The sequence below is a fragment of the Bacillus sp. Bwzl_19 genome (genome assembly GCF_054900515.1).
In genome coordinates this window covers 587,602-613,985 of the sequence record NZ_CM142729.1, presented here as the reverse complement: position 1 = coordinate 613,985, position 26,384 = coordinate 587,602, and the positions used below count along the sequence as shown (strand labels likewise).

The following is a 26,384-nucleotide window of genomic DNA, read 5'->3' as shown; positions in this document are numbered from 1 at the left end:
AAAAAGGCCGCCGAACGGCAGCCCTTACTTGGTTAAATCGTTCTGTTTTAAAACGGCTTTTTGCTTATGGCCTTTTTCAGTCACATAGTTGTTTTTGAACCATGCTACCAGTGACATGATGATCGTAAATCCGATGGAGCCGCCTAAATAAACCGCGTCCGCAAGGTCATTCACTTGATCATCTGCAATCGGTAGCACATCCTTACCAAACATCACTAAAACTTGGTTTACGAGAGCAATAAAAAGAAGCACAGTCCGGACGACTGTACCTTTGTCGAATTTTTTCATATGTTGTTTTCCTCCTTATTTTTGCAGCAGGTTATACATGATCGCGATAGCCCCGCCGATAAAACCGGTGCTGACTGCTGTTATTATGGCCCCTGTGATGGTCCGTTTGATCCAAGTCGTATTTTCATCAATTTTGTTCAGCTTTTCATTTAATGAAATGATTTGCTGATCATGCCTGTCTGAAGAACGCTCAAGGACACTCACTCGTTGTTCAAGAGTCTTTTGCCCGGCTTTAACCTCTGTAATTTCTTTTTGTAAAGCATTCACTTCCGGTACCTCCGTCATTTGTGACATTAGTACGCCCCCCTTTTATCTATCTCATACGCTTCACCTCCTTCGAGGCAAAATAAAAACACCTATTCGGTTACAGGTGCTGGTTCACTACGGCCTTCATTTGCTGACAGTGCAGCATTTAATTGTTCTTGAAGTTCCTCGCGCTTCTTTTGAGCAAATGTATATAAAGCTTTGTATTCGGCGCGTTCCTTATTCTTTTGATCCAATTCTTCTTGCAGTGAAATAGATTTATAGATTTCAATCTGCAGCTGTTCCTGAAGCTGCTCTTTTGTCATTTCTTGCACCCTGTTCCCCTCCCTATTCTTGATCCGGATACGCATTACCGCGTTCGTTTTCTGTAATTTCATCATATTCCGCTTGTGTGATGCGGCCTTTCTCAACGGCTTTTCTCATTTCAACGGTCAAAACAGTTCCATTTTTCCAGCAGTCTTCAAAAAAACCGAAGAGAACGCTTCGATTCTCCAATGAAATTTCCTCCGCTTCTTATGATTGATTCATTAAGAGATTGCAAACACGCTGAAGATCAAGAGTTCTAGCTTTCAAATTTTCCTCTTCATCAGTTTGAGAACCTTCGCTTTCTTCTTTAATACGTTCAATATCTTCCGTTGATAAGCCCTCAGTCCAGCAGTTATTTTCAAAATCTCTTTTAACCATAAAAAACTGTTCGGCCGGAGCTTCATAAAAACCTTCAGGTGGCTCACGATCTTCAGAATTCTGATAAAACACGCCGTTTACAAAACCTTCTTTATCAACTCCTAAAAAAGTTTTCATGGCAATCCCACCTATTTATCTTTTGGTCTAAAATGGATGTTACTTATTGATACTTCATATTCTCGTCCGTCAGTCGGTCCATAAAATAGCTTTATATCGCCGCTCGGATACACAGTAAAACGTTCCTTTCCGGTTCCGTTCCAAACGTAAGCAGGAAAGATCTGCTGATACTCCGGTGCAACTTCTTCAGGCAGACTGCAAATTACATAATCACGCAGTTCCCCAGCACCCATTTTCCTCAAAAAGCCCCGCAACATTACATCGCCGCTTTCATTAATTCGATATTTAACCGGACCAAAAGAGCCTCCTTTACTTGCGAAAGGACTCATAACCTGCAAGAATTCCCACCCACTGTCTTTATTTCTTATCACAAATCTTGATTTTTTGTGCTCCAAAACCGCTTCATATCTATCTCCAACTAAGCCGTCGTAATTTACTGTGTTTTTCAACTGCATAACAACCTCATTGTTCAGCGAAAAATCAAAATATGTGCCAGCTGAATCACGAGTATCAATTTGATTTTGTGAATAGATTTTCAGGGCCGAAGTATAAGTTTCTTCCGGAAATGTTTTGCCTCCGTCTATCGTAATTGTGCCATTCTCGATTAACACACGGTTTATGTCATATTTAACATTCCCACTTGTATCTTCAGCCTGCCTTCTTTGTGAGAATGATGAAGCTGTCAATTCTAAAACATCATAGTTTAACCCTTCACTTGCTCTTTTTCTTTGATATATTGTACCCGCTTCAATATAAGCAGTCAGTGAATCCGAGTTTGAGATTGGCTCAAACCGGGCTCCTTTTATCAAAGAACCTTCTATCGTGATCCCCTTGATCGTGCCGGCGGTTATTTTATCAGCAGACAGATTGGCGATTTTTGCGTTTGTAATTGCTCCATCAATAATATGTGCGGTGTCAATTATGGCCGTTCCAAGGTGTGCCTTTTTAATTGCGGCGTTCGCAATAGCAGCAGACCCTACCGCCGCATCTGCAATTTTTGCTGATGTTATCGCGGCTGATTGAATATTGGCTGAACCGACCGCAAGGTTTGCAAGATAGTTATTCGTGATGACCCCATCAACCAGGGCTACGTCATAGGGACTGTAGCCATATTCTTTAATTACCGCTCCTTTTCTGACTTGAATTTTTCTTACGACATAACTGCAATTACTGTTATCATCCGAACCACGGCCGCCCAAACCAATTGTGTAATTATTACCGGTTTCTGGTGCCGTGAATTGAATATTCACTCTCACGAATTCATCAGCCGGGTAATTGCTTATGTCAGTGAGCCCGCTTGCATCCAATGAAATGAATGTGCTTCCTTTTTTTAGATGATTCCAAGATATATCTGTTGTATTATTTCGTTTCACTTCAAAAGACAAAGTATATACTTGATCTTTCACAAGCGCCATCGTCTGTTTTACAGAGAGTTGACAAACACCAAAAGCCTTGGTGCCATCCTGAGAAATTGTCATTTCATTGAATTCTTTTTTGTCTATCGTGTACTTGGCGCCTGAATAGGCATACCACCAGTTGCTATCCAACAATGAACCCGGCAAAATATTGGCATCATCAAAATTTCTGGAAAGCTTATCAGCATCAACGGCCAGGTCGGCCAGTTTTTCTTTCGTGATCGCTCCGAAAACAATGTCATCAGTCAGAATGCGCTGAGTGGTCGCGGAAAACTGATCCGTGAATTCGCTCGCAGTGCCCCGTGTGTTGATTGAGCGCAAGCGATAATACCAAACTTCATTTACTCCCGTAAAATGCTCGTATCCGCCTGTTTTGCCTCTGAAAATACGATTCTCTTTTAATGGGGTGAATCCATTTACTTGTGAAGCATATACCTCATAAGCTGCGATATAACTGGACGGATCATAATCCCATGTCAGGGCCACATTCTGAAACATTGGCTTGATCACTACATTCGACGGAACAGGCGGGGCTTTATCAGGGAAACTGCCATCCGTAACCTCTCCGGCGTCCGGTTTGCTTTCCCAAGTGCCACGGTTCTTTTCGATCACACTTTCAATCTGCTCAAGCCTACCGTCTTTTTGTAATGCCGATAAAAATTGCCCGATCTCAACAACGCAAGTATTTTCAGGATCGGTAATATCGTATTCCATTGAAATAACGCGCTGTGATGTCTCAATTGGGATAGCGAAATTTCGATCAATTGCGATCGTTGTATCTCCCAATTCCACATGTTCGTGTTCGTGTCCCGGCACGCTCTCGAGCAGTTGCACGGACAGTTCGTAATTGATTTCTGTCTTACATGCAGTCGTAATCAAATGATCATATGTGGCCTTTAAGAGCTCTTCCGGCTCCGTTATGTCTTCATTATTGAACTGGCCTTCCCGATGGATCAGCTTTCCATCTTTAAGGCGCCCCAATCGTTCTAATAAATCCGGATCGCCAACCCATTCCTGGCCTAAAGGCTTATCGACCGGGTCGCCTTTTGATTTTTTCCATTCTACTTCAGAGAAATCAATAAAACGGGAATAACCGCCCGTTTCCTCTCCTTCCTCATCCGTAGACGCTATGGATGCCCCGTAACCCCAAAGGGCTGTCACCGGGTAACTGATAACGGTCCGCCGGATATTCGTTGTATCCTTATCACTCTCAAAGCGCTTCCCGCTGTCTTTACCGCGACGAGGAAGTATTTTTATGATTCGTTTAACGACCTTATTTCCATCAAATTCTATAGTGTCCTGAAGCTCTCCGCCCCATATATTGATCACATCAGCGATACAATCCAACGCTGTTTTTTTATAGAAGGTAGTCGAATTCACTCCAAGCTCCGCCGTTACTTCCGCCACCCATCTTGACCGAGAAAGAACATTATCCAGTACAAACTGAGCAGTTTTATTGGTAGGGCGAAAATCTTTTACAAAGGTTTCAGCAAGCTCCATCATGGCAGCTTCACAGGTAACCTGAGTGTTAATCTCTCCTTCTTCACTTGTATCATCCAGTTCCTTGATGACAAACAGACGCATTACACCGTCCTTATCGTTGAATACCACTTGATTCTCTTCGAATAGGAAGCGCGCGTCAGGGTGGGAGGCATCGGCTACAAAAGAAAAAGAAGAGCCCTTGTTGAGCTCTTCCTTGTATTTTGCATCCCAGAACGTACAGGTTTCTCGTCCGTGGCTGGACAGCACTGTCAATAATTTATCATCTGGTGAAAGTATATAAATGTCAGCCATGATCGGACCTCCTTACAAATATGCCTCATTAAATTTGATACTGCTCTTATGACTGAACTTGATTTTAACTGGCGTCCTGGGCGGCAGCAGAAACCAATCTGATTGAATTTGAAGTGCTGTCATGATTAAATTACCGCTGCAAGTGACCTTTCTTTTTGCTGAATCAATTACAAGTGTGTCACCAGCGATGAAATCGTACAGCAGCTTGATCGTTTTCGATACAGACCCATCATCATTAAGAAGAGCCACCTCATATGAAGTGGCTTTCTCTTCAAAGACGCATTCGATTGTCGGGTCTACGGCCGCATATCCCGGATTAATGATAGTCTGAATACCTGAATTAAATTCAAAATCCTTCGCCGGGCCGTATTTTTTTGGGTCAGGACAGATAAAAGTCAATGTTGCAGTCTGAAAGCCTCCCTGTTCTTCGCCTTCTGAAATGCTTTCAAAGACAGCGTTATAGAATCTGTCGGGCTCATCATGAAAAATTAACGGTTTAGGCTCTTCAGTGTGCAGAATAAAAGTCAATTCCTCCTGCTTTTTCTTCAACTCTTCTTCACTGCTGAAGGCAAAAAGAACCTCAATGGTTATGACTCTTACAGGGATTCTTGTGTTCCGCAGGAAACCGCCGGGGCGATTCCCGATAGTGGCTGTATTCACTTCTCTTCCTGTCACTCCCCGGCCGCCCGTGGTCTTCACATAAAAGAAGGGTGATATATCAATACCATCAAACGTGATTTTCCATTGGTTAGGCAGTAGTTCCTGATAATTGATCAATTAATTCTCGTCCTCCTTGCGTTCGACCTTTTCTGAGCGTCTGTGACAGGTTTTTCTACGCCTTGACCGACCTTCTTGCTGTCCAGCTCAACAACAATCATTCTGTCAGGCAATTCAAGGTTCCGGATGTCCGCGCTTAATTCTTTTCTAACCGTGCCGAGTTCGCTGCTAGAAATGGATGTGTCATATGCAAAATTCATATCCTCTTGCTGAATAGTCATAGCTTCACTGACGGCTCCCATAGCTTTTTGAACAGTGCCGATACCATTCTGAATCCCCACAGCGATACCAGCAGGAACCATGATCCCCACCTGATCCCGCATCAATCTGGATGGGGAGTGGATTTTCAATTTTTTCTTAATGGTTTTCTCAATTGTCGAGGCGATGGAATTTGCTTCTTTCGCCAGCTCGCCTTGCATATTCTTCATTCCAGAAATAATGCCAGCCATTGTATTTGAACCGATGGCTTTTCCGCTTTTCTTGAGAGAACCAAGCTGTTTTACATCCACTGTAAGCTCCCCAATTTTGCGGAGATAGTCATTTTTCAAAAGTGCCAGTTCTTTATTTGCGGCAGATCGTAATTCAACTATTTTCTTGGTTGTCTCGTTCTTCAGTCCGGTTAATTCTTGTTCCGCCTGAGTGCTCGCCAGCTTATGCTTTTCCTGCCACAGCTTGACATACTCATTTAACTCGGAATCTGTCATGCGTGAAATCGCATTAATCTGATCAGCTGACCCGATACCCATTTCTTTCAATTCGTCTGTGAACGCCTTCGGTGCCCGGCTTGCTATTTTTGAAATGTCATTGTTGAACGTTTTGATCTTGTCCAGCTGCTTTTTAAGATTTGCAGTCAGCTTGGAGCCGTTCACTTTTTCACTTGAGACATCATCAAATAGACCGATGGCGTTATAAATCGCGTTAGTTCGGTCTTGCAGCTCCTTTTTATAGGCATCGTTGGCCGCCTTGGTATCAGCAGTCAGTTTATCATTCACACTTTTGAATTTTGAGAGATAAGTATTGTTTGCGGAAAGAATGCCCTTGTTAAGCTTATCAGCCGCTTTCTTTTCGGCTTCCTTCTGCTTTCTGGCCTTATCAGCCATCGTTTTTTGAGTCTGATAGATTTCCCGTTGAACCTTTATTTGCTGGTCAGAATTCAGCTTGTTCTTCTTCTTGATTTTCTCAAGTGTTTTGATATACGTATTCCCGCTGATTTTTCCTGTATCGTATTTTGCCTCAGCTTTCTTAATCTGATCTGATACTTTCTTGGTATGCGCCAGCTTCGCCTTCGCTTCCTTGCGCTGCTGCTCTTTCAGAAGCTTCTTCTGCTTATCAGAGGCGCTTTTGGATGCCTGATATATCTCGCGTTGGATTTTTCGGTTTTGCTCGCTGGTAAGCTTGTTTTGCTTCTGAATCTTCTGCAATGTTTTGATATACGTATCGGCGCCCATTTTCTTGGTGTCATACTTCACTTCAGCGTTCTTAATTTTATTGGAAACCTTTACCTCAGCCGCCTTCTGAGCCGCTTTCGCTGCTTTTGCCGCGGCCGCTTTTACTTTGCCCTGCGATTTATCAATACCAGCCGCCATACCGGTGCCGACGTGATATCCGACCTGGTCACGCATTACCCTTGACGGTGAATGGATTCCCAGAAGCTTTTTCATGCCGTTAGGAATTGCGTTTGCCATTGATTTAACTTTGCTCGCTAATGCACCCGCCATGCCGCTGATACCATTTATTAAGCCTTGTATGATGTTGCGGCCAATGGACTTGAGGTTGATGCCTCTAAAAAATTTCATGACACCATTCCAAATGCTGACAATGCGTTCTTTCGTTGCTTGGATACGGTTTACGATTTGCGCTTTCATATAGCTGAACGCTGTAGAAGCTGCGCTTTTAATGCCGTTCCAAATGGACATCACTTTGCTTTTCACTGTATTCCAGAGGCTTATTACTCTGTCTCTCGTCGCTACAATTCTATTGACGATTTGCGCCCGCATGTAGTTGAAGGCTGTTACAGCTGCACTTTTTAAAGCATTCCAGACAGATGTCACTTTGCTTTTTATCGAGTTCCACAAACTGACCATTTTGTCTCTGGTTGCAATAATGCGATTCACAATTTGTGCGCGCATATAGGTAAAAGCAGTCACTGCAGCACTTTTCAGGGCATTCCATATGGACGATACTTTACTCTTAATTGCATTCCAGATGCTGATCATTTTATCTCTCGTCGCAATGATCCTGTTAACGATCTGCGCCCGCATATACGTAAAGGCTGTGACGGCCGCCGATTTAAGCCCCGACCAAATTGAGGTAATAGTGTTCTTAATGCCGTTCCATACTGAAGTCGCAGTCTTTTTAATACCATTCCAGACAGAAGAGGCAAACGATTTTATAGCATTCCAAACTGTTGTGAAAATGGTTTTGTACAAATTGAATTCCCATTTAAAGAAAGCAGATAGCCCGTTCCAAATGGTTTTAGCTGCCGAAACAATTCCATTCCAAACAGTGGAGAAAAACGACGTTATTGCGTTCCATGTTGATGTTGCCGCTGTTTTAATGCCTTCCCATACAGATTGGAGCCACTGAGATATGACGCCCCAAACTTGAAGGGTGTACTTCTTGACTTTATCCCAATTGGCAATAATGAGAACAACTAAGGCTATAACCGCCGCTGTAATCCAACCGATAGGCCCCATTGCGATGATCCATGACGCTGCCATGCGCGCCGCATTTGCCGCTGCTTGAGCTGCCAAAATGACCAAGCGTTTACCAAATAAGATCATTTGTTTAATACCTGCCGCCAACATTGACACAAATGAACTGATTTTTGCCGCAGTCCACGCCGCTGCCATTCGTGTTGCTTGGGCTGCTGATTTTGCCGCTAAAACAGTTATTCTGGCAATGAAAAGCCCCATCTGCTTAATGCCGTTTTTCAGCATTGTTATGAAAGAGCTGATTTTCATCGCAGTCCATGACGCCGCCATTTTAACAGCATTAGCTGTTGCTCTTGCTGCCATCGCTGTATACTTCGCAATGAATTGTCCCATAGTTGCTATCGCTGATTTTAATTGACCAATCAGGCCGGCCAGCTTTATACCCGCAGCTGTGGTTTTGAAGGTTCGTAGATATTCAGCTGCATCTTTAAAATCTTTAAGACCGTTGGTAACAGCACTGACTGCTACTATCGCCGGAACAATAGCTCTTAAAGCACCGATTAATGAAATGCCCGCTGCAATGAACTTCCCAATTGCCGGGTTTGCTTCCATCGCCGCATTAGTAAATTTCAAAAACCCGTTTACATTCTCCAAGATCGTTTTGCCGAGTGGAGCCATGCCAACAAGCAAGTTGATGATAGTCTTCGCGATCTGCCCCAATGTGCTCCATACTGTAGGGCCGTTAGTTTTGATATAGTCAATGAACGATTGAAATTCTTTTGTTTTCGTAACGCTGCCAGCCCACTCATTGAACCGCTTTGTCATACCTACCAGCGATGTCATCATGTCTTGAGACATAGGAGCGAATCCAGTAAACAGCTTAGTCAGACCGCCCGAAAAGTTTCTGATGATCTGCAGCAGTTTCGGGCCGTTGGTTTTTGTATACTCCACGAAAGCCTGAAATTTCTTTGAGGAGCCCAAGTTCGCTGACCACTTCACCCATGATTGGGTCATTCCTTCGATGGATTTTGTCATGCTCTTTCCGGTCGGTCCGAATGCTACGATCAGATTAAAAACTGTCCGTAAGACATTCCCGGCAGATCGGCCGAATGAAGCAAACGCCCCCGGAGCTTCTTTGTTCAGATAGGAAATGAATCTCTGCATGTCCGGAGCTTTAAAAGCCTTGTCCATGCTTTTAGCCAGTCCCACGCCCTCTTTTGCCAGTCCATCAAACATTGGAATGAGTGAGTTAAGCGCGAGTTTAAACGTATTTAGAGACATACCGAATGTTTTTAAGATCGGCTTTTGAACCATCGTACCGATGTCCCGCCAATTGTCTTTAAAGTCTTCGAGGTTCTTTAATGCCTCTCTCTCTTCTTTTCCAAGAGATTTTTGCAGATTATTGATCTGTTTCATGATTTTAGCGCGCTCTTTCGCGCTTGTTGCATTGTCCAGCTTCTCCTGCAGCTTGGAAAGGTCTTCGGATGCTTTGAATACACCGCTTATCGAAGTAATAGCAAGGGCGCCGAATGCCGCCGCGCCTGTTCCCGCTGTTGCAAATGCACTGGTTAACCCCATTACTCCGCCGGCTGCCACCCCGAGCATAGGACCCAATGAGCCGATTACCCCGACAATACTTGCAAGGGCTGGCGAGATTGCAGGGAGTAGGGACGTTAGTGCCCCGGCAATTGAATGACCGATGACCGTTGAAACTGAGTTTGTGATCTTGGCAAGCCTGTTCATTGACGTTTCAAACCGATCAATTCGAGCTTCTATACTAATCCATACTTTTCTCGGCAAGGACGCCAGAGCAGCGCGTGCCGTTGCTACAGAGCGCATAAGCGCAGCTGTGTTTCCGTTTATGACCGTGGTAATTCTGTTTGGCAGTGAAGCCAAAGCTGAACGGACTGCCGAAACCCCGCGCATGATAGGCGACGTGGCCGCATTAAAAGTGGTAGTTACGTTATGAGATACTGATGCTATGGCTGACCGCGCAACAGCGACAGCACGCCCTAAAGGAGTGGGATTTCCGTCTATCGTCGTTGTGATTCTGTTCGCCACCGCCGATAGCCCTGCTTTAGCGCGTGCCAATGCGGAAGATAACGGCCGCACATTCCCCATTAATTGCGTGGTGACAGTTTGGGGAATCTGTCTTAATCTTTGCTTCGCCCAATTGATGGCCCGTGTTAAAGGGTCTGAATCCGCATCTAAATCAACCCGCGTTCGTTCATGTCGATGAACAAAATTATCTATTTGTTGCGCCGCCTGCCGTACTCTTGCTTGAAAGCTGGCAATTTCGGCGTCAATCTCGACAGTGTGATGATCAGCCATCCGGCGCATTATATCGTTGACACGATCCATACTGCGATTAAATTTTCGTGTCTGTGCTTCAACTATCGCTGTCAGTCTTTCGATCATTCCCTCACCCCATTCCTTGTCCGGATTTTGAAAAGTGGTTGCGGATTGCATCATTAAACCGCTGAACCCCTTTGGCTCGTTTGCCAAGCTCGTTTACATCTGACTTGCGCCATTTGTCGTTATCGCCAGTGATATTGCGCTCCAATTGACGTCTGGCCTTCTTTGCATCAAACATTTTCGTTTCTTTGGGGCGCTTCTCATTCATGGCGTAACGGTGAAACATGGCGTTTCTTGCCATAAGCTCCAATTCATCTATTTTTCGCAACTTGGCCCCTTTGAGCAGAAGCTTGTACTCGTTAGGAGTCCATGACATGATTAAATCCACATCATAAACCCCGAGCCAATGTGCGGAGTTCGTAATTATTTGGTCGTAGTCGATCCCGTTCTCTCTTTGTATGCCTCTTTCATCATCTTCAAGACTTCCTTGCCGTTCTCTTCGTCCTCCAACCGTTTCGCTTCCATTTCCGGTGTTTCGTTCGGAGCCGGTTTCTTCCCTTTGTTCATCTTCTCCATCATCTTCCAACGCTGACGGATCACACCTTTGAAAAAACCCGCTGAGTCCAGTGTCGTGAATGCTTCATTGATCATCTTGTCAATTGCCTCGCCTGTCTCGTCTTCATCAATGATTTTCATGATTGCTTCTTCAATAGCCTCAGTTGAAGGCTTTTCTTTCTTCAAGTAAGCAAGTGCGCAATCCCAAAAAGCAGAAAGGTAGGAAGCCTCTTCATTCAGCAGACTCATGTAAATATTCATTGTGCCGCCTTTGCCCTTTTCGTCCTCAGTGGAGTATTTTTCGTTTGCCAATCTGTCAAAAGCAAAGTCGCAACGTGATTTGTATTCTTTATCTCCGATAGTTAAGTAAGCCATTTATAAAACCTCCGATTATTTTTGTATGTTAAAAAAGAGCCCGGGAAGCCCGGACCCTATGATTCCTTTTCTGTTCGTATCGTAAAATTGGCCGATCGTTCCGATTCCCCGGCCGAGTTCACTGCCGACACGTTAAAAATGTAGGCGGTATCCGGCTTCAGGTTAGGATTCGACGTGTACGAGTTCGTTGAGACAGTCGCTATTTTTGCGTAAAATCTGTAAATGTTGTAAGATGTCGCCCCTTTCACCGCATCCCATGAAAAACTCACCTGATTTGAAGTGGCGCTTTTCGCAGTTATATTGCGGGGTACGTTAGGGCGTAACCGCTTGTGTTTGCGTAACAATCTCAGACATTGAGGACTCGCCCGCATCGTTCACAGCAGAGACGTTGACCGTCAGTTTCGTGTCGGCCGCAATTCCTGTCAAGGTGTGGGATGTGCCTGTGACATTTGCGTCCAGTTGCTTGCTCGCTCCCCTGTATACCTTATATGAAGTTGCCCCATCTACCGCATCCCATTTCACGGTCACGCTGTCAGTCGTAGCCGTGAACGATAGATTTTGGGGCGCATTAGGGCGTAGTCGTGCCGCCGAATTCCTCAAACTTAGTCGCGCCGGCAGAGGATTCAATCATCGCTAAAATTTCATCTGATAGTGGCGGCAATTCGCCTTTGAATGTTTTCCCGAGCACAGGCAGAGTTATTGAAACCTCAACAAACCCATCCTGCGGCTGACTGAATTCCAAACTTTCAATAATTGCATGTCCAAAGACAGAATCATGCTTATCATTTTTGTTTTTGTTTTTATTGACTTTCCAGACCTTAATTGCCTTTTCGTTATCATAAGCACTTTCAATCGCTTCCTGCCCCGGATCGGTCACAGCAGCATAATAAGTCAGCTCAAAGCTTTCATTTTTTGTACCATAACCGACAATACGGCCTGATTTTGTGGACTCATCCAGCGTGTCCTGTTCTTTCGTGTGTGACCCTTCTGTTTGAAAGGCGATGAACAGCCCGTCTGCCCCTTTTGCATCCATCGGCTGCACAAAATAAATCTCATCTTTACCGTTTAATAAATCTGGCATTTCTTTCATCCTCTCAATTGTTTATTGTGAAGCGCATTCTGAGAATGCCGTGACGCGTGTACCCGTCAATATCGGTGATCACCTGCATGCTGCGCATCTCAGAACGGCATAAAGAAAAGCCCTCTATTGTTAGGGGCCTGCTTGTTAACGCTTGAAGCATGAGGCTCAGAATCTCCATTGCTTCTTTTTTTCCGTTGTAACCTGACCAGCAGTGTAAAACCACATTGATTTCTTCACCGCTGGATGTCTTGGTTTTAAATGGGGATACATCATCATCGCCCATTGTCACATAAGGCTTTTGCTGATCTTTCGGGACTGCATCAAAGACGCCCGTGACGCGCCCGTCCAGCTCTTCGTCTGTTGATAACCTCTTAAATAGAGCAGCCTGCAACGGCCACAGGGCAGATCGCATGATGACAGCTCCTTTCTATCACATTTGACTGGCAAAATACCGCATGCCTTCGTCCACAGCTGGATTCCAGAACGGCTGCGCCCGCATTCCCCGGGTGACTACCCATCTATTTAGCTTGGTGTCGTAATAAACCCACGGCGTTTGCCGGCCGCCGCCTTCCTCTGCGTAAATCCCTGTTCCGTATTCCACATATACGGCATAATCGGCACCAACAGAAATAACGGCCCGTAAGCCGCCCTCTTGGTAGTCGATTTCAATTGAATTTTTCAGGTTCCCCCCGTCTATTGCGGCGGTCGGAGCATTCAGAACAGCATGGCTGTAAATCAGCTCGGCCGTGTCTGTGACCAGTTGCTTAATATCATCTATGACCCGGCTTCTGAATTCGCTCGTGGCTCTTTGCATCTGCCTGACCCATCTTCCGCTCACCTCAGCCATTGCCCTTCAGTACCCCCGTTACCTGACATTTCAAATTCATAATCTCATGCATGCCGCCCTGGTCGATCGGATCTGATTTGAGAGTCAGCACCTTGTTTTCGTAGATGATCCGCATTGTCTTCTCAATATCATTGCGGTACGGGAAATACACATTGCAATCAACCGGATTCTGAAGCTGTTGAGCCTGATAATATTCCCGGGACGTAATCCCACCGACAAAGGCCTCTGTTGTGAGATAATCAGTGAATTTTTCAACATAGCCCCCGCCGCCGTCCGGCACCTCTTCCCACCGCTGAAACGTTATGACATGCGGGAATTCTTCATAGATCATCGGAATGCCTTTCTGTATGGGTACAGATTCTTCATAATGTGTTGCGGGAATTCCGTGTTATACGAATATGACACATCCCCCATACTTCTCCCAGACAGACCAGACGGCGTCATATTGTATTCAGCCGCTTTCGCAACAAATATTTTTACACCAGCGGGCAGCGCTTTTGGATCAAAAGTATTTTTGCATTCGTCTGCGGCAACCTCAATTAAAATAGGGACAACCTCAGACAAATAAGCGTCATGCTTATCGGTTGTTATCCCTATCATTCGTTTCACTTGTTGGATGTCCATTGGATCACCCTTTCAATTTTTCGAGAAGTGTTTCTCGTTTCATGTTGTAATAACCTGAGATCCCTTTATCCTTTGCTACCTGCTTGAGTTGCTCGACAGTCATTTCGTCATAAGACAGTTTTTCTTGAGCTGCCTTATCGATGTTTGCACGCCTTTTCAATTCTTGTTCCAAGAGCCAAAAGGTTGTTGCTCCCATTTATTCGCTGCCTCCCTCTGCATTGGTTTTAGTTGCGATTTCCGACATTGCAGATTCGCCGCTCTCATTAACAGAAGTGACATTGATTGTTAACTTAGTATCAGGCGTTAGACCGTCCGTGCTGTATTCAGGCTTGGTTACATTCTTATCAAGACGTTTGTCTGCTCCCCGATAAACATTGTATGAATCCGCCCCAGCTACGGCATCCCAATTGACAGTCACAGAATTACTCGTGCTTGTAAACCGTAGATTTTGGGGCGCATTAGGGCGTAGGAGTAGGCTCATCTACTGGAAGTGAATCATCAACAATAATGGACTTTTGAAGGTATGTTCCAAAACCTACATCAGCCCTGTTGTTAGGAATGAACTCAATCAAGTTTTGTTTCTGTAAATTTGTATGCGTTACTGAATGCATTGCAATTGAAGTGAATTTCCCTTTAGCATCCCCGAGTAATTGAGCTGCATCAAGAATCACTTCACCGCTTAATTTTGATTTAGTTGCTGCTTCTGGTCCTTCATTGGAAATGATCTTCACAATTCGGACTTTCTTTTTGTCATAAACACGTTCATAGTTCTTTGCGCTTGCCAATTCTTTGAATGTAGGCATTTCAGCAGCAACATCAGCTTCGGTCCATTTGAAACCACGAGGATGCATAATGAACTTCTTACGATTGATCAAAATGTCCTCACCTTTTAGTGAGTTTCGATCTGTTTCGGTTGGTGTTTTCGGCATACCTGGGGCATAACCAACGGCACCTCCAGCAAATAGGTAAGTTGTGTACTTTTTCCCGTCACCGCTCGAAATATCTAATACAAGATCGCCATCATTATTAGTGATGTTGCTACCAAAGACACCATCCAACATAAGGAAGATCATTTTTTGAAACTGTCTTTCCCAATAGTAATTGACACGATCCCCAATTGCTCTCATTGGATCTGATCCCGCAAGCTCTCCCGCTAAATCTTCTGCGCTCCAAGCCTTACCATATTCGAATACCCGAGCAACGTCTTTCCCTGCTTTGATTTTTTCTGGAGTCAATGCAAAGTTTGATTGAATCGCCTCTGGATCTCCTTCAAGATCGTTCCAAAAAGGCATATTGACTGTATCCCCACCACTCGGAACAATTAAGCCCGGTACAGGCTGAATAATTCCACTTCGATATACCGCTGTTTGTTCAACAGTATTGTTCATTGTGTATTGGTTAAAAATTTCTGGGATGATAACATCCTGAACTCTAGTTACTGTCATTTAAATTCTCCTTTATAATCCATAGATTGCAGGATTTCCGCCTGCTTGGATAATTAATTTTCTTGCTTGTTCTGGATCACTTTTCAAAATGTGACCTTGCTCAGTCAGGTTTAAATGGTCCTGACTAAATGGATTCTTGCCTGTTGGTGAATGAACACCTGAATTTGCTGTGTCGTGTGGCTGCCTACCTGCTAAAGACGGAGCGCCTTTTTGGTCTTCCTCAAAAAGATAGCTGTCGCTTTCCCTGAGAGCCGTTAGCTGTTCGTCAAGACCAATCACCTTGCCGTCAGCTAATTTCAAACCATCAAGATTTAAATTGGCTTTAACAGCCTTGATGTTTTTTGACTTCGCATCCCGCAATGCTGATTCAATCGCGAAGTCAAAAGCCTGCTGATCTAATTTTTGCTGATACTCCTCAGCAGTTTTTTTGTTGTCTTCTTGCAATTGTTCAATTGCCGCCTGAAGCTCTTCGTTTCCTTTAGCCTGTTTCTGCAAGGCAGTCAATTGCTGGTCCCGCTCGTCAAGCTGGCTTTTCAAGTCCTTCTTCTCATTGTTGACTGCATCAAAACGCTCCTTTGGGAACCATTGGCCGTTACTGACAATATCAATCTTTTGATCTCCGGCTTTTTCGATCACCTGAGCATATAAATCATCACCGAGCAATTCTTTTAAACTCATTTCATTCTCTCCTTTGATGTTTTTTTGCGTGTCCACCTCACGCGCAGGATTTACGTTTGTTTTTGCTCTAAACCTTTAAAACGAGCAGACAAAAGAGCCTTTTAACGTCATGCTCAGGACAAAAGAAAAAAGCTGTCACATGAGTAACCAGCTTTAAAGCTTACCTATTTTGTTATCGAAAATGTTTGTTAGCTTAGGAGCAACAATGCCCCATCCATTAAATTGACTAGAGTGATTGTCTTTCGCTCTGTACTCTTTCTGTAATTCAACCATTTTTTCAGCAGTCTTTGTATCAAATGCTTTAGGAGTAAACAGTGATTGCTTCAACTCACTGATAATCTCGTTGTAGCTATCAGAGTCATTATATTGAATTGCACTATTCAACATTTCTAGGAGGTATTTAATACGTTCGTTCTCTTTCATGAATCATTTCCCCCTTTCCTCAATGGATTTGTACCACTCTTCATAGGTTTGGTATGGGATGGTCTCGCCAGCTCCATTCCCGCGCTTACGGGCCCTTCTTGTATCCGGCAGCACGCCGTTTACTTTGAAAGTAATCGTGCAACGGCAGTTAATATCATCCTTGGCATTATTCATGTGCCCCGGAGCCGGCCCGACGCCGCCGTAAATTGATTTGAAGAGCCCATTGCGCTCTATTGTCTTCCCGTCCAGCTTCCTGTGCCCGGCTCGTGTTTTAAGATCAAGGGTAGCATTCCACATTTTTTCAAGATTGCTCCGTTTTGAGGCCTTCTCAGCGCTTTCCATCCTCGCCGACACTTGTACCCTATGAGCTTCTGTTCTCGCTACGTCACGGGCTTTTCTGCGCGCGAATTCCGTCGCTCTTTCAATGCGGCGGGCGATCTTTGAATAATCCTCCCCCGCTTGCAGGCCCTGAGCGACGGAAATTTGAATCTGTCGGACATAATCGTCTCGATGTCGCCTGTATATCGCTGACAAAGTCAATTCGGCTATAGGGTTTAGAATGGCCTGCCGAATGACTTCGGCTGTCGGGATGCTAAAACCCAAGTTTACCACAGATTCCAATTCAAATAGATAAGCAGAACGCATGTAATTCTCTAAAAACTGCTTGGCTGCTAATGCCTCAACAATTGTCAGAATGGTTTTGAAAGCCTTGTGAGATTCCTCGGCCATCCTCTCCATTTCCTTGTTCAGACGATTGTATTTGTTGGCATCGGCAAAAGTAAGCTGGCCGTCCTTGCTGTACTTCGCATACAGCCGGGCAATTTGTGCATTGATCTCCTTTAAGCGAGACGCAAAAACGACATCAATCTTCTGAGCATCCTCAGTGATCATGTCGTCCAGGTACTTATCAATATCATTCTGGTTCATCTTCATCACCGCCCGCGTCTGTTTCCACATCCGTTAACGGCGGCATGCTGTTCCTGTATTCGATTTCTTCAGATTCAATTCGCTTCATTTCAGCTTCTACATCGTCAACCCATGGATGATGAGCGAGACGGGTTTCTTTGCTTAAATCAGTGCTTTGATTACCCATCTGCACCTCTTCAAGTTCATTGGTCATACGTGAACGATTGAATGTCATTTGTAAGAGAGTGTGATCGTATTCCCCTTGGCCGGTCATCCGCAAATATTCAGTAAAAAACCAAAAGAAGGCATGCAAAGCCGGACGGAATTTCCTCTCAGCTTCATTTGCCTTCAGATCAAGTAAAGAATATAGGTTTTTAATTGCAACGTTCGTCGGTGAATTTCCCACTTTGTCAGGATTATTGTTAACTCCCTGCCCGAACCGGTATATATTTTCTTCAAGTCGGTCAAGGTGGGTGTTCGCGCTGTCAATCGGTACTTCAGCAGTTTTCATATCCATTCCGCCATCCGAACCGACTTCAACGGCCTTGTAATAACGTAGATTTGTCATGAACTCGCTCAAATTTTGACCGCCGAAGTTTTTAAGGATGTAAATGAAGTCTTGCATTTCATCAAAAGTATTTGCGTTATTTGAAATGTTGCTGTTGTATTGATCAATTAAATCCTTGTAAAAAACAAGATCGCTGACGCCTTCTTCATTGTTCTTGAACTCGATTAAGGGGACTTTTCCCCATCCATACCCGGCATTACCTAAATAAAAATGACTCTCCGGGTTTCGTTCGTAGTCAAAATCAAGAACGAGAGTGCCATCGTGCATTACGTAGTAGAATATCTGCTCATCCGTATACAATTCGACCTTACGAGTGTATTCATCATCAATGTTTTTCACATCATAATACCTGATTGCATACAGAAGCTTCCTCTTTTTCGTTGTATCGTATACCGCAATGACTTCTTCAGCAGGAATCCGGATAAAATCAAATTTCCCGTCTTCATCAACAAACGGGTGGAGCCATTCACTGCCCTTATTACTGGCGTTTTTCAAAAGCTCATTCATTACGTCATCAAAATCTTCGTTTACAAAGTCGTTGACCAGCTCCAAGAACTTTGAATCTTCAGCATTAAAAGTGATTGGTTTCCCGACCAGATATTGCACTTTCTGTTGGACCAGCAGCTTGTGCCAGTTATGAGAAATACGGTTATTGGGCTTTTCCGTATCTATTTTGCGTACGCCATCCTCATAGAAATAGCGCAGTCTTTTTTTTATGTCGGCCTGATTCATGTAATATGCGACGCCCTCAAGCATTCGGTCACGATCTAATTCGTGTTTATCAATCATCTTTTGAATAACCGTAGTGTCCGGCAGAGTATCTGATGTTTCTGCACTGTCCTCAATGATTTTCAACAGCTCTTCTGTGTGTGTTGGGGTTATTGGATACAATAGAAATCAGCTCCTTTCTTTTTATCTCGTCATGACCCGTACGCCCGGCCGCTTCATATCCCGTTCAAAAGCATAACGAGTGGCATCTATAGTGTGGTTGTCAGCGTCCTCAAGCCGCGCCTTCGGATTGCCATCTCTATCAGTCTGATAGTCGATATTCTCGAATTCCCGGGCGATATTAGGAGTTCTCAACGGATCAATGATAATGGCGTCTAAATCATCAAGCCATTCCTCGCCATATTGAACCGAGTCAGGTCCTTTTTTCGCGCCTGTTATGCGTCGGATACCGTGATCGATTTTCAGTTCATCAATACTCTTAGGCTCGGCACTGTCAGCAGTAATTTCCTGACTCTCATATCCTTTTGACCTGATCCATTTTGCCAGCTCTCTATTGGAAACCTTTTGATCATAAAGCTCATCAATCGCATAGATACTGTTCCGCTTCTTGTCATAGTGCCACCTGACGTAAGCGAGAGGATCAGGACCATATCCAAAGTCAACGCCCTGCCGGATGTTGTCGAATGAACGAACCATTTCATCAGTAATGCAGCCGTTCTCGATTTTCAAATTATCAAATGGCACAACACCACTCCCTAACGCTTCGCCGAGATATTCCCATCTGTACTTTAGTGGGTTCCGTTCCTTAACGATCTCAGCCTCTTCCTTAAAGGCTTTTGAGATATAAGGATTTTCGAGATATGTTGAATGATGGATATATGTGTTCTTTGGTACGAATGAAGATTCATATTTTTTGTTAACCCACGATTGCTTTCTTTTCGGCGGATTGTATGAATAATAAAAAGCATAAAAAAGACCGTCCGGGAGTTCAGCCCGCAGGACGGAATTTTCGATCATTGAAATTTCTTCTTCAAGTTTAAATTCGGCCAGCTCTTCGACCCACAGGAAGGCAACCGGAAATTTTGCGATCTTGAGTGACTTGATTTTTGCCGGATCGTCCGCACCCCTGAAAATGATGCTGTTTCCCCTGGGTTTGTACGTGAGCCTCATCGGCGATTTATTGACATGCCAGTATTCACCCACGCCCAGCAGATCAATTGCCTCTTTAAGCTGCTCGAAAACCGATTCCCCTAATGTGTTGGCGACTTTCCGCACCACAAGTGTACTGACCGGGTATTTCATCATGTCGTTTACTATTCGGGTGCCAATATGCGTCGATTTCGAAGAGCCACGGCCTCCCTTTAAGACATACCGAAGATATTTGTGACTGTTGGCTGCCGCCCAGAACGAACGGAATTTCGGCGTTACGATGTCCGATATTCGCTTAACCTTCGTCAACGTCTTCACTTCCTATATCATCAATGATCGTCACGCCGCTGTCTTTTGGAGCGTCTTTCTCGACTTCGTTCCGTGTTTTCTCGATATTTAAGCGCATTTGTTCCAATTTAAGGCGCCGTTCATCTTGCTCATGCGCCAGCTGGTCGAACTGCTTGATCAGACTCCGGAGCTCACCCATTGCCCGAGATTGAGCGTTCAGGAATGTTGCATGACGATCCCATGCGAATTGTATCTCAAGTTCTTCTTCTACAATGTTTTTTTCATATGTTAAATTGCCTTCTTCGTCCTCATCTTGATGATAAGCGTATTTTGCCTTTTTAAGCTCTTTTGCCGTATCATCTTTATTCTGCACAAACATAATGCGTTGCGCTCGTAGAATGGCTGCATATTGTATCTGAATCTGATCCCATATCATATCAGCAGGGGAACGTTCCTGAATCTCTTCCATAATGGACAGCGTTTCCTCTGGCAGATACTTTGAGAAAAATCCATGCGAAACCGCGTTTCGATTTCTCTCCGGGGCGCCGCCGTTGTTTCCCAATGCATTTTTATTACCGGGTGGGGCGCCTGCCTTTTTTGTGTGCACACTTTTTTCAGAGGGTGCACCCTTTTTTCGTTCCCAACCATGCCGCTGCTTCCACGATTTAATGGTGTTCATTGACACCCCGTATTTTTCGGCAAGGTCCTTGTATTTCATGCCTTTGGCGTAATCCTTATACGCCTGAATGTGCTTTTCAGCCATCTACATTCACCGCCGCCTCCTTTTGAATTGAGTTGTTTTGGAGATTATTTTCTCGGACTAAACTCGTCATCGTGTGCAAGCTGATGGATAGTGTCTTTCCCTATTTCTACGAGTCCAACAGCCTGCAAATATGATTCTGCGTCGTATACAGTCATCGTGGTGCCGTCTTTCATGTTGAAAGTAGCGACATAGCCATCAATCTCATGAAAATTCTTTTCCATCCAGTTAATAAGTCCGTTTGTAGGGCCGGGAAAAACTCTTTTCACTTTACTCATCGGATCATCCCCTTCATATTCTCTCTAAACCAAGCCCACACTCAGAGGCTGTCAGCCGCCAATTGTTTTATCTGAGATTCACTGGACCCGGTTTACAGAGAACATAAAAAAACACCCCGAAGGGTGTTCATCACATTAGCTTATCTCCCAAACAATCAGTGTTTCTTTGTCATTAAGTTTAACAAATTGAGTAAGTCTCACATTTGTTGCTTTATGCTCTTCACCCAATTCTCTGCTAAACTCTCCAAGGAATTCCGCCCAATCTTCTTTAGGTTCGAAGACATGTTGATAAAATTGCTTTACCTTCACACCACTAACTATCATAATTCTCACCTCCCACCTTATTATCGGTTAAGGAGTATGACAAAGGAACTATTTGCAAAATTTGTCGAACGAAAGCGCCCTTCATAAATAGGTGGCAACCGTAAGACGAAAAAACACCCTTTTGACAGGGTGCTCATTTCCGCCTATGCTTTTGGAAATCCAAAATATCCTCTTTCAGAAAAAGCCTGTCCCGGGGCATTTCTTTCATCGGCTCCAATTCCCCGGTCTTTACTAACTGGTTCAGATACTGACGGGTGAACCCCAAAATCTCAAGCGCTTCACTTGTATTGAGTATCTCTTCATTCAGGAATTTCTTGATTGCGTCACGCTCTTTAGGCTTGTACATTTTTGAATCATCCTTTTTTCTCGCGATATTTCAAGTAAAGGGAAAATGCTTTCTCGATGATCGAAACAACAAATAAAATGATCAGGCTAATGTCGAGAGCCGTTTTCAATGGTCCCGCTGCCACATCCTGACGGAAAAACAGCATATACGCCAGGGCGAGAAGAACAACAATATCGGTGGTGGACTGTACACTTTTCATTTTTTGAAAGTGGCTGGCTTTCAGGTATTTTTCTTTAGTCGCCGCATTTGCTATACTTGGAGCAAGGGAGAAGCGCTACCTTCTCCCTCGGCTCAAAATCATCTGCGCTTTCTTGGACGTCTGCGTTTTTTGATTTTGGGCTTTTTTGTTTTAAGCTTTTCCCTGATGATGAGGACTTTCTCAACAACTGTGAGAGTTGTGAGGATAATCCCCAGTAACAATGCGATTTCAGCCACTTTCTTTCCCTCCTTTCTATACTTTAATTATACCTCTTTTATTTACTCACGTCAAGTAATATCGTGGGCTTTTTTCATTATTTCTCCAATAAAAAAGAGCCTATTCACGCTAAACAGAATAGGCTGTGATCTGCTCTATTTTTCATTTTCAGGCGGGAACGTTCAATGTTCTTTTGTACGGTTCCTTTTTTAATCCCCAATAACTGCGCTATCTCTTCGAATGACATGTTTTGCACAGCATGCATCATGAATATGTCTTTTTCTCTTTCGGTAAGCACGGATAGGGCATCAGCGATTCTTTCCTTATCCCAGTCACTTACCTCTCCCTCAGCCTCTTGAACGATTGCATATTCTCCCGGCAGCGCATCAATTAAGCGCGGATCAGCAAGAATCGTCCTTTGGTATGCATCTCTTCTGTCAGCACCTCGGCGAGCGCCCGGCTGTCTTCCGTTCTGCAGCCATTCAAGAGTGAATTCAATATCGCTGATCATGCTACTGATAATCTTTTTGTCGTTGATCTGTTCAGCTGTCAGATTGACTTCAGCTGTATCTTTGTAGAGCCGATACATTTTTCTCGTTTCTCTTAAAGCCCGTTTGTATTCAATGATTAAATCTTGCATTCTGATTCCTCCCCTTATTTGCGCTTAAATGCGCCGCCCTTGCCTCGTTTAAGCCTTTGCATGTCTTGTCCCATCATTTGCCGCCAAAAGCGTTCAGATCGCTCCTGCGCGTTTTTATTGGGCTTTTTCTTTTTCTGCTTCATGTCATCCCTCCGCTCAAATAAAAAACGGACACCAATCAGAGCACAGTGATTCTGTGCAATGATCAGTGTCCGCAGGCTCTCCGTCTTGGACATAGTTCAATTTTCAAGAAAATATTGCTGGTTATATTGATTCTTTCTCAAATTCAAATAACTCTTTTCGCAACATTGGATATATAAGTTTGTAAAAGGCATATCCCACGGCAATACCTAAAGTATTTAATATTAGATCATCAACATCAAAAGTTCGATATGTAGCCCCAATTATACTTGAGATTGTTAATTGTGATATTTCAATAAGAAGAGACACACAAAATCCTACTATTATCAAACGTTTTAATTTACAAAATTTCTTTGATAAAACAGGTAGAAATACTCCTAGCGGCGACAAAAGAATTAAGTTTCCACCGAGTGTACGAGTAATTATAAATAAACTTCCAAGACTAAAAGTTGAAGCCATGCTTTTGAAAGGAACAAAGTTATTATGTTCACCCATGTTTTTAGTTTCTTGTATATCAACACTACTGATTGGCAAAGGGAACAATGTAACAGCTATTAATGCTCCAAAATAAATGAATGTCGCGAAAACAATGATATGCTTTTCAAAATCCCACTTATTTTTTTTCAAGACTAGACGAGCTATTACTCTGTAAATGAGAAAGAGCAAATAAGCAACGACCGACAAAAATAAAGGTAAGGTTCCACGAATCACAAATAATCCCCACTTTTCAAATTATTTGTTCTTAGTTTCTCATATCTACCCAACCTTGTGTAGGGATTCCATTATTGGTTTTTGTGAATTTCAAAAAATACTTTCCACTTTTGTTGTTTTTATAAGTTTCAGTTGATGTAGCATTCCCGGGGAAAGACTTTGTACCAATTGATTCATCACTAAACCAACCTGTAACCCTTCGAACATTAATGTTAAATTTAATTGCTTTTCCATCTGTATGGGCATGTGCTGTCAACTTAATATTAGAACCACCCATACTATAATTTGGTGTAGTAAATTGATGATAAAAATCGAACTTCGGACTATAGCTTGCAGCTAATGCCCCAATTGGAATCAATAGAATAGCACTAAAGACTACAGCAAAAATACTTTTTCTTACTTTCAACATATAAATCTCCCCTTTCATTTTCCATATTATTGTAACATTCGTCCCGAAAAAATCAACTGAATTTGTAAAATTATCAATAAATTTGTAAAATCGTTTAGGGAAATGATTCATTTTACTCGCAACAATTGGGCTTATTGATTTTTGATTACTTCACATAGAATTTAGCTGATTCAAATGTTCCGATGTAGTTCCGCTTGCCGGAATCAGAGTAGCAGTCAAGCTGGATGACATAGGTTCCCTTTCCGGTCTTATTCCGGATCGTTTTCACGTTGAATGATTTCAGAGGCGTTGCCGTTTTGAAGCTGCCCCGCTGTACTAAATTCGTATCAGTCAGCCCGCCGCCGCTGCGCTTCTTGTATACGCCGGCCGTGTAATAAAGTGTTCTTGAGCCTTTTTTCTCGGCTTTCCAGTCCACCGTTGAGGCGCCGGCCGTGTAAGTCGTGGCATCCGTAAACACCCGGCCACTGTACCCGGATTCGTTTTGCCAGCCTGACCATGCGGCGGAAGCAGACGGCGCAACGGCCGCGGCTCCCGTAAGTAATACTGCTGATAGAATGATTGATTTGAATAATTTTTTCATAGTCATTAATCCTCCGTCCTTTCGGATACTCCATTTAGTTTTTTAGAAGTGAAATGAAATGTAGTGTTAAAATCCACATGGAAAGGCTTGCGGCACTTCTCGCAATTCATTTCAAATTCACCCGACATATCGCCTCCCTCAATGTAATCGTAAAATTCCATTAAATACTCGCAATGCGGGCATTTGATTGCGTCAATCACTGAAACTGATTCATTTTTCGTCAATTTATTCCCCTCCTTTTCCTTTGAACCATCCACGGACTACAACATTCATTCCGCGCTCTTCTTCTCCAATTGTTCAAGCTCTTCCCTGATTTCCATGATTTTCTTCCTTCTTTTGTAAATCTCTTTAAAGATACCCTGTTTTGTATCAGGGTCATCGACGATCAACAAAGCCTCTTCAAGCGTCTTCCACTCTTGTTTTTCTCTATGGTAAGCCTGTGCCATTGTAAGTGCGTTCACGATTGTTCCTCCTTATTGTTTTCAATATATTTCATGATTTCTTCTCCGGTAGCAGGCCGTATAAAATGCATTTGATTAGCAAGGTTTGCTTGCGTGGAAGATTCTATTCTTGAAACCTTCTGCGATATTGAAAGAAAAACGTAATCACCGATCATAAATTCTATTTTGCTTCCCCGGTTAATATCTGCTGTTTCCTCAATGTATTTTCTCATGGTATCTGTGGCTTTGAATTCCAATTCGGTTAAGCATAATGCACAAAGTGTAATGGTTGTGGAATGGTCGTTGTCATCAGTAAACGAAACTGATCTCACTGCTTTGCTCCCCGGATGCATCGTGCATGTTTTCTTCATAGGTATAGGCCTTGTAAATTCAATCATTTTGCTTTTTCTCCTTTTCTCTTTGTTCCTCTAGCAATGTTTCTATTGTCATCCCGGTATGCTTCAGAATTTCGTCAATAGCATGACGGACACCTTGTGTGAACTGCGTTTCACGCAACAAAGAACCGTGCGTCAAAGAAAGGACTTTGATATTTTTCTTTAATATTTCTAGCTGTTTGTCTGGTGTCAATCCAAGAATATTCTTCATTTCTTCAACCGAATGTCCGCTATTGAACCAGTCGCCGTTTTTCAATTCAACCCGAGAACCTTCCGGAATTTCTTTGATGGCCGCTATATCCTTTCTGTCAAAAGCCCATAATATTTCCGAGCCGCGCCAGATTTTAATGTCTTTGCTCATTTTTCTTTCGTACTCCCTCTGAGTTATTGGGTCGAAAAATATTTCCGGTTGCGCTTCAGGTTCTATTTCCGCAAATACTTGATCCTTTGATTTAAAAAGAGCAGCAGCCGTTAAATGTTCATTATTCGGCTTTTTCGCTGTTATAGCCATCATTGAGCTGTATGGCTCCGGGAATAATGTAGTCTTCACTCCGCGCCCTCCAATAACTCAGGATTCTGAAATACATCCCCTAGAATTTTGTTTTTCGCTGTTTCCGAAAATACCGGACGCACTTCTCCCTTTTTCTCGTTAACGATGCACCATTGGCCGTCCAACATATTAACCGACCCAATGATTACACCCTCATATGGACTCCCTAGTTCCGTTTCCTCCTGCTCGATAACATGACCTTCATAGACAGTAATAACTTGATGGTTGCATATTTCCGCTCGATCTGTTCCCCACATGAGAGCCGCATCCCAGTCATCACTGGACGCAACAATAACTCTGCAACCATCACGCCATAAAATCCATTTTCCCCCTTTGAGTTCAAGGCTCAACCCTTCATCATCCCAATAATGCATCTGCT

40 protein-coding genes are annotated in these 26,384 nt (G+C 43.5%); all 40 read right to left on the bottom strand.

Annotated features, from left to right (window positions below; genetic code table 11):
- Positions 1-24 precede the first annotated feature (24 nt).
- The 40 genes from ACW5MY_RS03350 to ACW5MY_RS03155 all read right to left on the bottom strand — a co-directional run bounded on the left by ACW5MY_RS03350 (position 25) and on the right by ACW5MY_RS03155 (position 26,379).
- Complete coding sequence (locus ACW5MY_RS03350; protein WP_013351241.1) at positions 25-288, bottom strand: phage holin; 264 nt, start codon at positions 286-288, stop codon at positions 25-27.
- Between the two features lie 15 nt (positions 289-303).
- Complete coding sequence (locus ACW5MY_RS03345) at positions 304-573, bottom strand: hemolysin XhlA family protein (protein WP_014470540.1); 270 nt, start codon at positions 571-573, stop codon at positions 304-306.
- A gap of 71 nt (positions 574-644) precedes the next feature.
- Positions 645-857: a hypothetical protein gene (locus ACW5MY_RS03340; RefSeq protein ID WP_013351239.1), complete on the bottom strand. Its 213-nt coding sequence runs from the start codon at positions 855-857 to the stop codon at positions 645-647.
- Between the two features lie 22 nt (positions 858-879).
- Positions 880-1,047, bottom strand: a complete 168-nt coding sequence (locus ACW5MY_RS03335; RefSeq protein WP_013351238.1) for an XkdX family protein — start codon at positions 1,045-1,047, stop codon at positions 880-882.
- Positions 1,048-1,065: 18 nt separating this feature from the next.
- Positions 1,066-1,353 carry a hypothetical protein gene (locus ACW5MY_RS03330; RefSeq protein WP_007408580.1) on the bottom strand — a complete coding sequence of 96 codons (288 nt, stop codon included), beginning with the start codon at positions 1,351-1,353 and terminating at the stop codon, positions 1,066-1,068.
- Between the two features lie 11 nt (positions 1,354-1,364).
- Positions 1,365-4,562 (bottom strand): phage tail spike protein, encoded by a 3,198-nt coding sequence (locus ACW5MY_RS03325; RefSeq protein WP_013351237.1) that lies wholly within the window; start codon positions 4,560-4,562, stop codon positions 1,365-1,367.
- Between the two features lie 12 nt (positions 4,563-4,574).
- Complete coding sequence (locus ACW5MY_RS03320) at positions 4,575-5,339, bottom strand: distal tail protein Dit (RefSeq protein ID WP_013351236.1); 765 nt, start codon at positions 5,337-5,339, stop codon at positions 4,575-4,577.
- On the bottom strand, positions 5,336-10,411 hold the full coding sequence (locus ACW5MY_RS03315; protein ID WP_013351235.1) for a phage tail protein: 5,076 nt from the start codon (positions 10,409-10,411) through the stop codon (positions 5,336-5,338). Before ACW5MY_RS03315 ends, ACW5MY_RS03320 begins: the two co-directional genes overlap by 4 nt.
- A gap of 4 nt (positions 10,412-10,415) precedes the next feature.
- A complete protein-coding gene (locus ACW5MY_RS03310; protein WP_041481705.1) occupies positions 10,416-10,724 on the bottom strand; it encodes a hypothetical protein in 309 nt (102 codons plus the stop codon).
- Positions 10,725-10,771: 47 nt separating this feature from the next.
- Positions 10,772-11,278 (bottom strand): tail assembly chaperone, encoded by a 507-nt coding sequence (locus ACW5MY_RS03305; protein ID WP_003155845.1) that lies wholly within the window; start codon positions 11,276-11,278, stop codon positions 10,772-10,774.
- Positions 11,279-11,334: 56 nt separating this feature from the next.
- On the bottom strand, positions 11,335-11,649 hold the full coding sequence (locus ACW5MY_RS03300) for a fibronectin type III domain-containing protein (RefSeq protein WP_223253963.1): 315 nt from the start codon (positions 11,647-11,649) through the stop codon (positions 11,335-11,337).
- Positions 11,591-11,905, bottom strand: a complete 315-nt coding sequence (locus tag ACW5MY_RS03295) for a fibronectin type III domain-containing protein (protein WP_013351233.1) — start codon at positions 11,903-11,905, stop codon at positions 11,591-11,593. The genes ACW5MY_RS03300 and ACW5MY_RS03295 overlap by 59 nt, the downstream gene beginning before the upstream one ends.
- Positions 11,847-12,359 (bottom strand): phage major tail protein, TP901-1 family, encoded by a 513-nt coding sequence (locus tag ACW5MY_RS03290; RefSeq protein WP_013351232.1) that lies wholly within the window; start codon positions 12,357-12,359, stop codon positions 11,847-11,849. The genes ACW5MY_RS03295 and ACW5MY_RS03290 overlap by 59 nt, the downstream gene beginning before the upstream one ends.
- Before the next feature lie 13 nt (positions 12,360-12,372).
- The gene (locus ACW5MY_RS03285) at positions 12,373-12,771 is read right to left on the bottom strand and encodes a DUF3168 domain-containing protein (RefSeq protein ID WP_013351231.1); all 399 of its coding nucleotides are present in this window, start codon (positions 12,769-12,771) and stop codon (positions 12,373-12,375) included.
- An 18-nt stretch (positions 12,772-12,789) separates the two neighbouring features.
- On the bottom strand, positions 12,790-13,206 hold the full coding sequence (locus ACW5MY_RS03280) for an HK97 gp10 family phage protein (protein WP_014471518.1): 417 nt from the start codon (positions 13,204-13,206) through the stop codon (positions 12,790-12,792).
- Positions 13,199-13,537 carry a phage head closure protein gene (locus ACW5MY_RS03275; RefSeq protein ID WP_013351229.1) on the bottom strand — a complete coding sequence of 113 codons (339 nt, stop codon included), beginning with the start codon at positions 13,535-13,537 and terminating at the stop codon, positions 13,199-13,201. Before ACW5MY_RS03275 ends, ACW5MY_RS03280 begins: the two co-directional genes overlap by 8 nt.
- A complete protein-coding gene (locus ACW5MY_RS03270) occupies positions 13,534-13,830 on the bottom strand; it encodes a phage head-tail connector protein (RefSeq protein WP_013351228.1) in 297 nt (98 codons plus the stop codon). The genes ACW5MY_RS03275 and ACW5MY_RS03270 overlap by 4 nt, the downstream gene beginning before the upstream one ends.
- Positions 13,831-13,834: 4 nt before the next feature.
- The gene (locus ACW5MY_RS03265; protein WP_013351227.1) at positions 13,835-14,026 is read right to left on the bottom strand and encodes a Rho termination factor N-terminal domain-containing protein; all 192 of its coding nucleotides are present in this window, start codon (positions 14,024-14,026) and stop codon (positions 13,835-13,837) included.
- Positions 14,027-14,311: a fibronectin type III domain-containing protein gene (locus ACW5MY_RS03260; protein ID WP_076983707.1), complete on the bottom strand. Its 285-nt coding sequence runs from the start codon at positions 14,309-14,311 to the stop codon at positions 14,027-14,029. It lies immediately after the preceding gene.
- A complete protein-coding gene (locus ACW5MY_RS03255) occupies positions 14,289-15,275 on the bottom strand; it encodes a hypothetical protein (RefSeq protein WP_013351226.1) in 987 nt (328 codons plus the stop codon). Before ACW5MY_RS03255 ends, ACW5MY_RS03260 begins: the two co-directional genes overlap by 23 nt.
- A 12-nt stretch (positions 15,276-15,287) precedes the next feature.
- Complete coding sequence (locus ACW5MY_RS03250) at positions 15,288-15,953, bottom strand: phage scaffolding protein (protein WP_013351225.1); 666 nt, start codon at positions 15,951-15,953, stop codon at positions 15,288-15,290.
- Positions 15,954-16,106: 153 nt separating this feature from the next.
- A complete protein-coding gene (locus ACW5MY_RS03245; protein WP_013351224.1) occupies positions 16,107-16,376 on the bottom strand; it encodes a hypothetical protein in 270 nt (89 codons plus the stop codon).
- Between the two features lie 3 nt (positions 16,377-16,379).
- The gene (locus tag ACW5MY_RS03240; protein WP_013351223.1) at positions 16,380-17,303 is read right to left on the bottom strand and encodes a phage minor head protein; all 924 of its coding nucleotides are present in this window, start codon (positions 17,301-17,303) and stop codon (positions 16,380-16,382) included.
- Positions 17,290-18,741 carry a phage portal protein gene (locus tag ACW5MY_RS03235; protein ID WP_013351222.1) on the bottom strand — a complete coding sequence of 484 codons (1,452 nt, stop codon included), beginning with the start codon at positions 18,739-18,741 and terminating at the stop codon, positions 17,290-17,292. Before ACW5MY_RS03235 ends, ACW5MY_RS03240 begins: the two co-directional genes overlap by 14 nt.
- Before the next feature lie 21 nt (positions 18,742-18,762).
- Positions 18,763-20,037: a PBSX family phage terminase large subunit gene (locus ACW5MY_RS03230; protein WP_013351221.1), complete on the bottom strand. Its 1,275-nt coding sequence runs from the start codon at positions 20,035-20,037 to the stop codon at positions 18,763-18,765.
- Positions 20,024-20,779, bottom strand: coding sequence for a phage terminase small subunit (terS, locus tag ACW5MY_RS03225; protein WP_013351220.1), 756 nt, complete (start codon positions 20,777-20,779; stop codon positions 20,024-20,026). The genes ACW5MY_RS03230 and terS overlap by 14 nt, the downstream gene beginning before the upstream one ends.
- 44 nt (positions 20,780-20,823) lie before the next feature.
- Positions 20,824-21,054: a hypothetical protein gene (locus ACW5MY_RS03220; protein WP_013351219.1), complete on the bottom strand. Its 231-nt coding sequence runs from the start codon at positions 21,052-21,054 to the stop codon at positions 20,824-20,826.
- A gap of 135 nt (positions 21,055-21,189) precedes the next feature.
- Positions 21,190-21,378, bottom strand: coding sequence for a hypothetical protein (locus ACW5MY_RS03215; protein WP_041481605.1), 189 nt, complete (start codon positions 21,376-21,378; stop codon positions 21,190-21,192).
- A gap of 133 nt (positions 21,379-21,511) precedes the next feature.
- Positions 21,512-21,724 (bottom strand): helix-turn-helix domain-containing protein, encoded by a 213-nt coding sequence (locus tag ACW5MY_RS03210; RefSeq protein WP_003155868.1) that lies wholly within the window; start codon positions 21,722-21,724, stop codon positions 21,512-21,514.
- A 297-nt stretch (positions 21,725-22,021) separates the two neighbouring features.
- The gene (locus ACW5MY_RS03205; RefSeq protein ID WP_164848964.1) at positions 22,022-22,159 is read right to left on the bottom strand and encodes a hypothetical protein; all 138 of its coding nucleotides are present in this window, start codon (positions 22,157-22,159) and stop codon (positions 22,022-22,024) included.
- A gap of 104 nt (positions 22,160-22,263) precedes the next feature.
- Positions 22,264-22,779, bottom strand: coding sequence for a sigma-70 family RNA polymerase sigma factor (locus ACW5MY_RS03200; protein WP_013351217.1), 516 nt, complete (start codon positions 22,777-22,779; stop codon positions 22,264-22,266).
- 14 nt (positions 22,780-22,793) lie between these two features.
- Positions 22,794-22,922 carry a hypothetical protein gene (locus ACW5MY_RS03195; RefSeq protein ID WP_014304492.1) on the bottom strand — a complete coding sequence of 43 codons (129 nt, stop codon included), beginning with the start codon at positions 22,920-22,922 and terminating at the stop codon, positions 22,794-22,796.
- 121 nt (positions 22,923-23,043) lie between these two features.
- Positions 23,044-23,631, bottom strand: a complete 588-nt coding sequence (locus ACW5MY_RS03190) for a VanZ family protein (protein WP_044051884.1) — start codon at positions 23,629-23,631, stop codon at positions 23,044-23,046.
- Positions 23,632-23,662: 31 nt separating this feature from the next.
- Positions 23,663-24,040, bottom strand: coding sequence for a hypothetical protein (locus tag ACW5MY_RS03185; RefSeq protein ID WP_041481604.1), 378 nt, complete (start codon positions 24,038-24,040; stop codon positions 23,663-23,665).
- Positions 24,041-24,185: 145 nt separating this feature from the next.
- Positions 24,186-24,620, bottom strand: a complete 435-nt coding sequence (locus ACW5MY_RS03180; RefSeq protein ID WP_041481603.1) for a hypothetical protein — start codon at positions 24,618-24,620, stop codon at positions 24,186-24,188.
- Positions 24,621-24,625: 5 nt separating this feature from the next.
- Entirely contained in the window at positions 24,626-24,844 is a 219-nt protein-coding gene (locus ACW5MY_RS03175) for a hypothetical protein (RefSeq protein ID WP_013351215.1), read from the bottom strand.
- A 45-nt stretch (positions 24,845-24,889) separates the two neighbouring features.
- Entirely contained in the window at positions 24,890-25,081 is a 192-nt protein-coding gene (locus ACW5MY_RS03170; RefSeq protein WP_013351214.1) for a hypothetical protein, read from the bottom strand.
- Positions 25,078-25,458, bottom strand: a complete 381-nt coding sequence (locus ACW5MY_RS03165; RefSeq protein WP_013351213.1) for a hypothetical protein — start codon at positions 25,456-25,458, stop codon at positions 25,078-25,080. The genes ACW5MY_RS03170 and ACW5MY_RS03165 overlap by 4 nt, the downstream gene beginning before the upstream one ends.
- A complete protein-coding gene (locus tag ACW5MY_RS03160; RefSeq protein ID WP_041481602.1) occupies positions 25,451-26,005 on the bottom strand; it encodes a hypothetical protein in 555 nt (184 codons plus the stop codon). Before ACW5MY_RS03160 ends, ACW5MY_RS03165 begins: the two co-directional genes overlap by 8 nt.
- Positions 26,002-26,379: a YopX family protein gene (locus tag ACW5MY_RS03155; RefSeq protein ID WP_232469717.1), complete on the bottom strand. Its 378-nt coding sequence runs from the start codon at positions 26,377-26,379 to the stop codon at positions 26,002-26,004. The genes ACW5MY_RS03160 and ACW5MY_RS03155 overlap by 4 nt, the downstream gene beginning before the upstream one ends.
- Between the last annotated feature and the right edge of the window lie 5 nt (positions 26,380-26,384).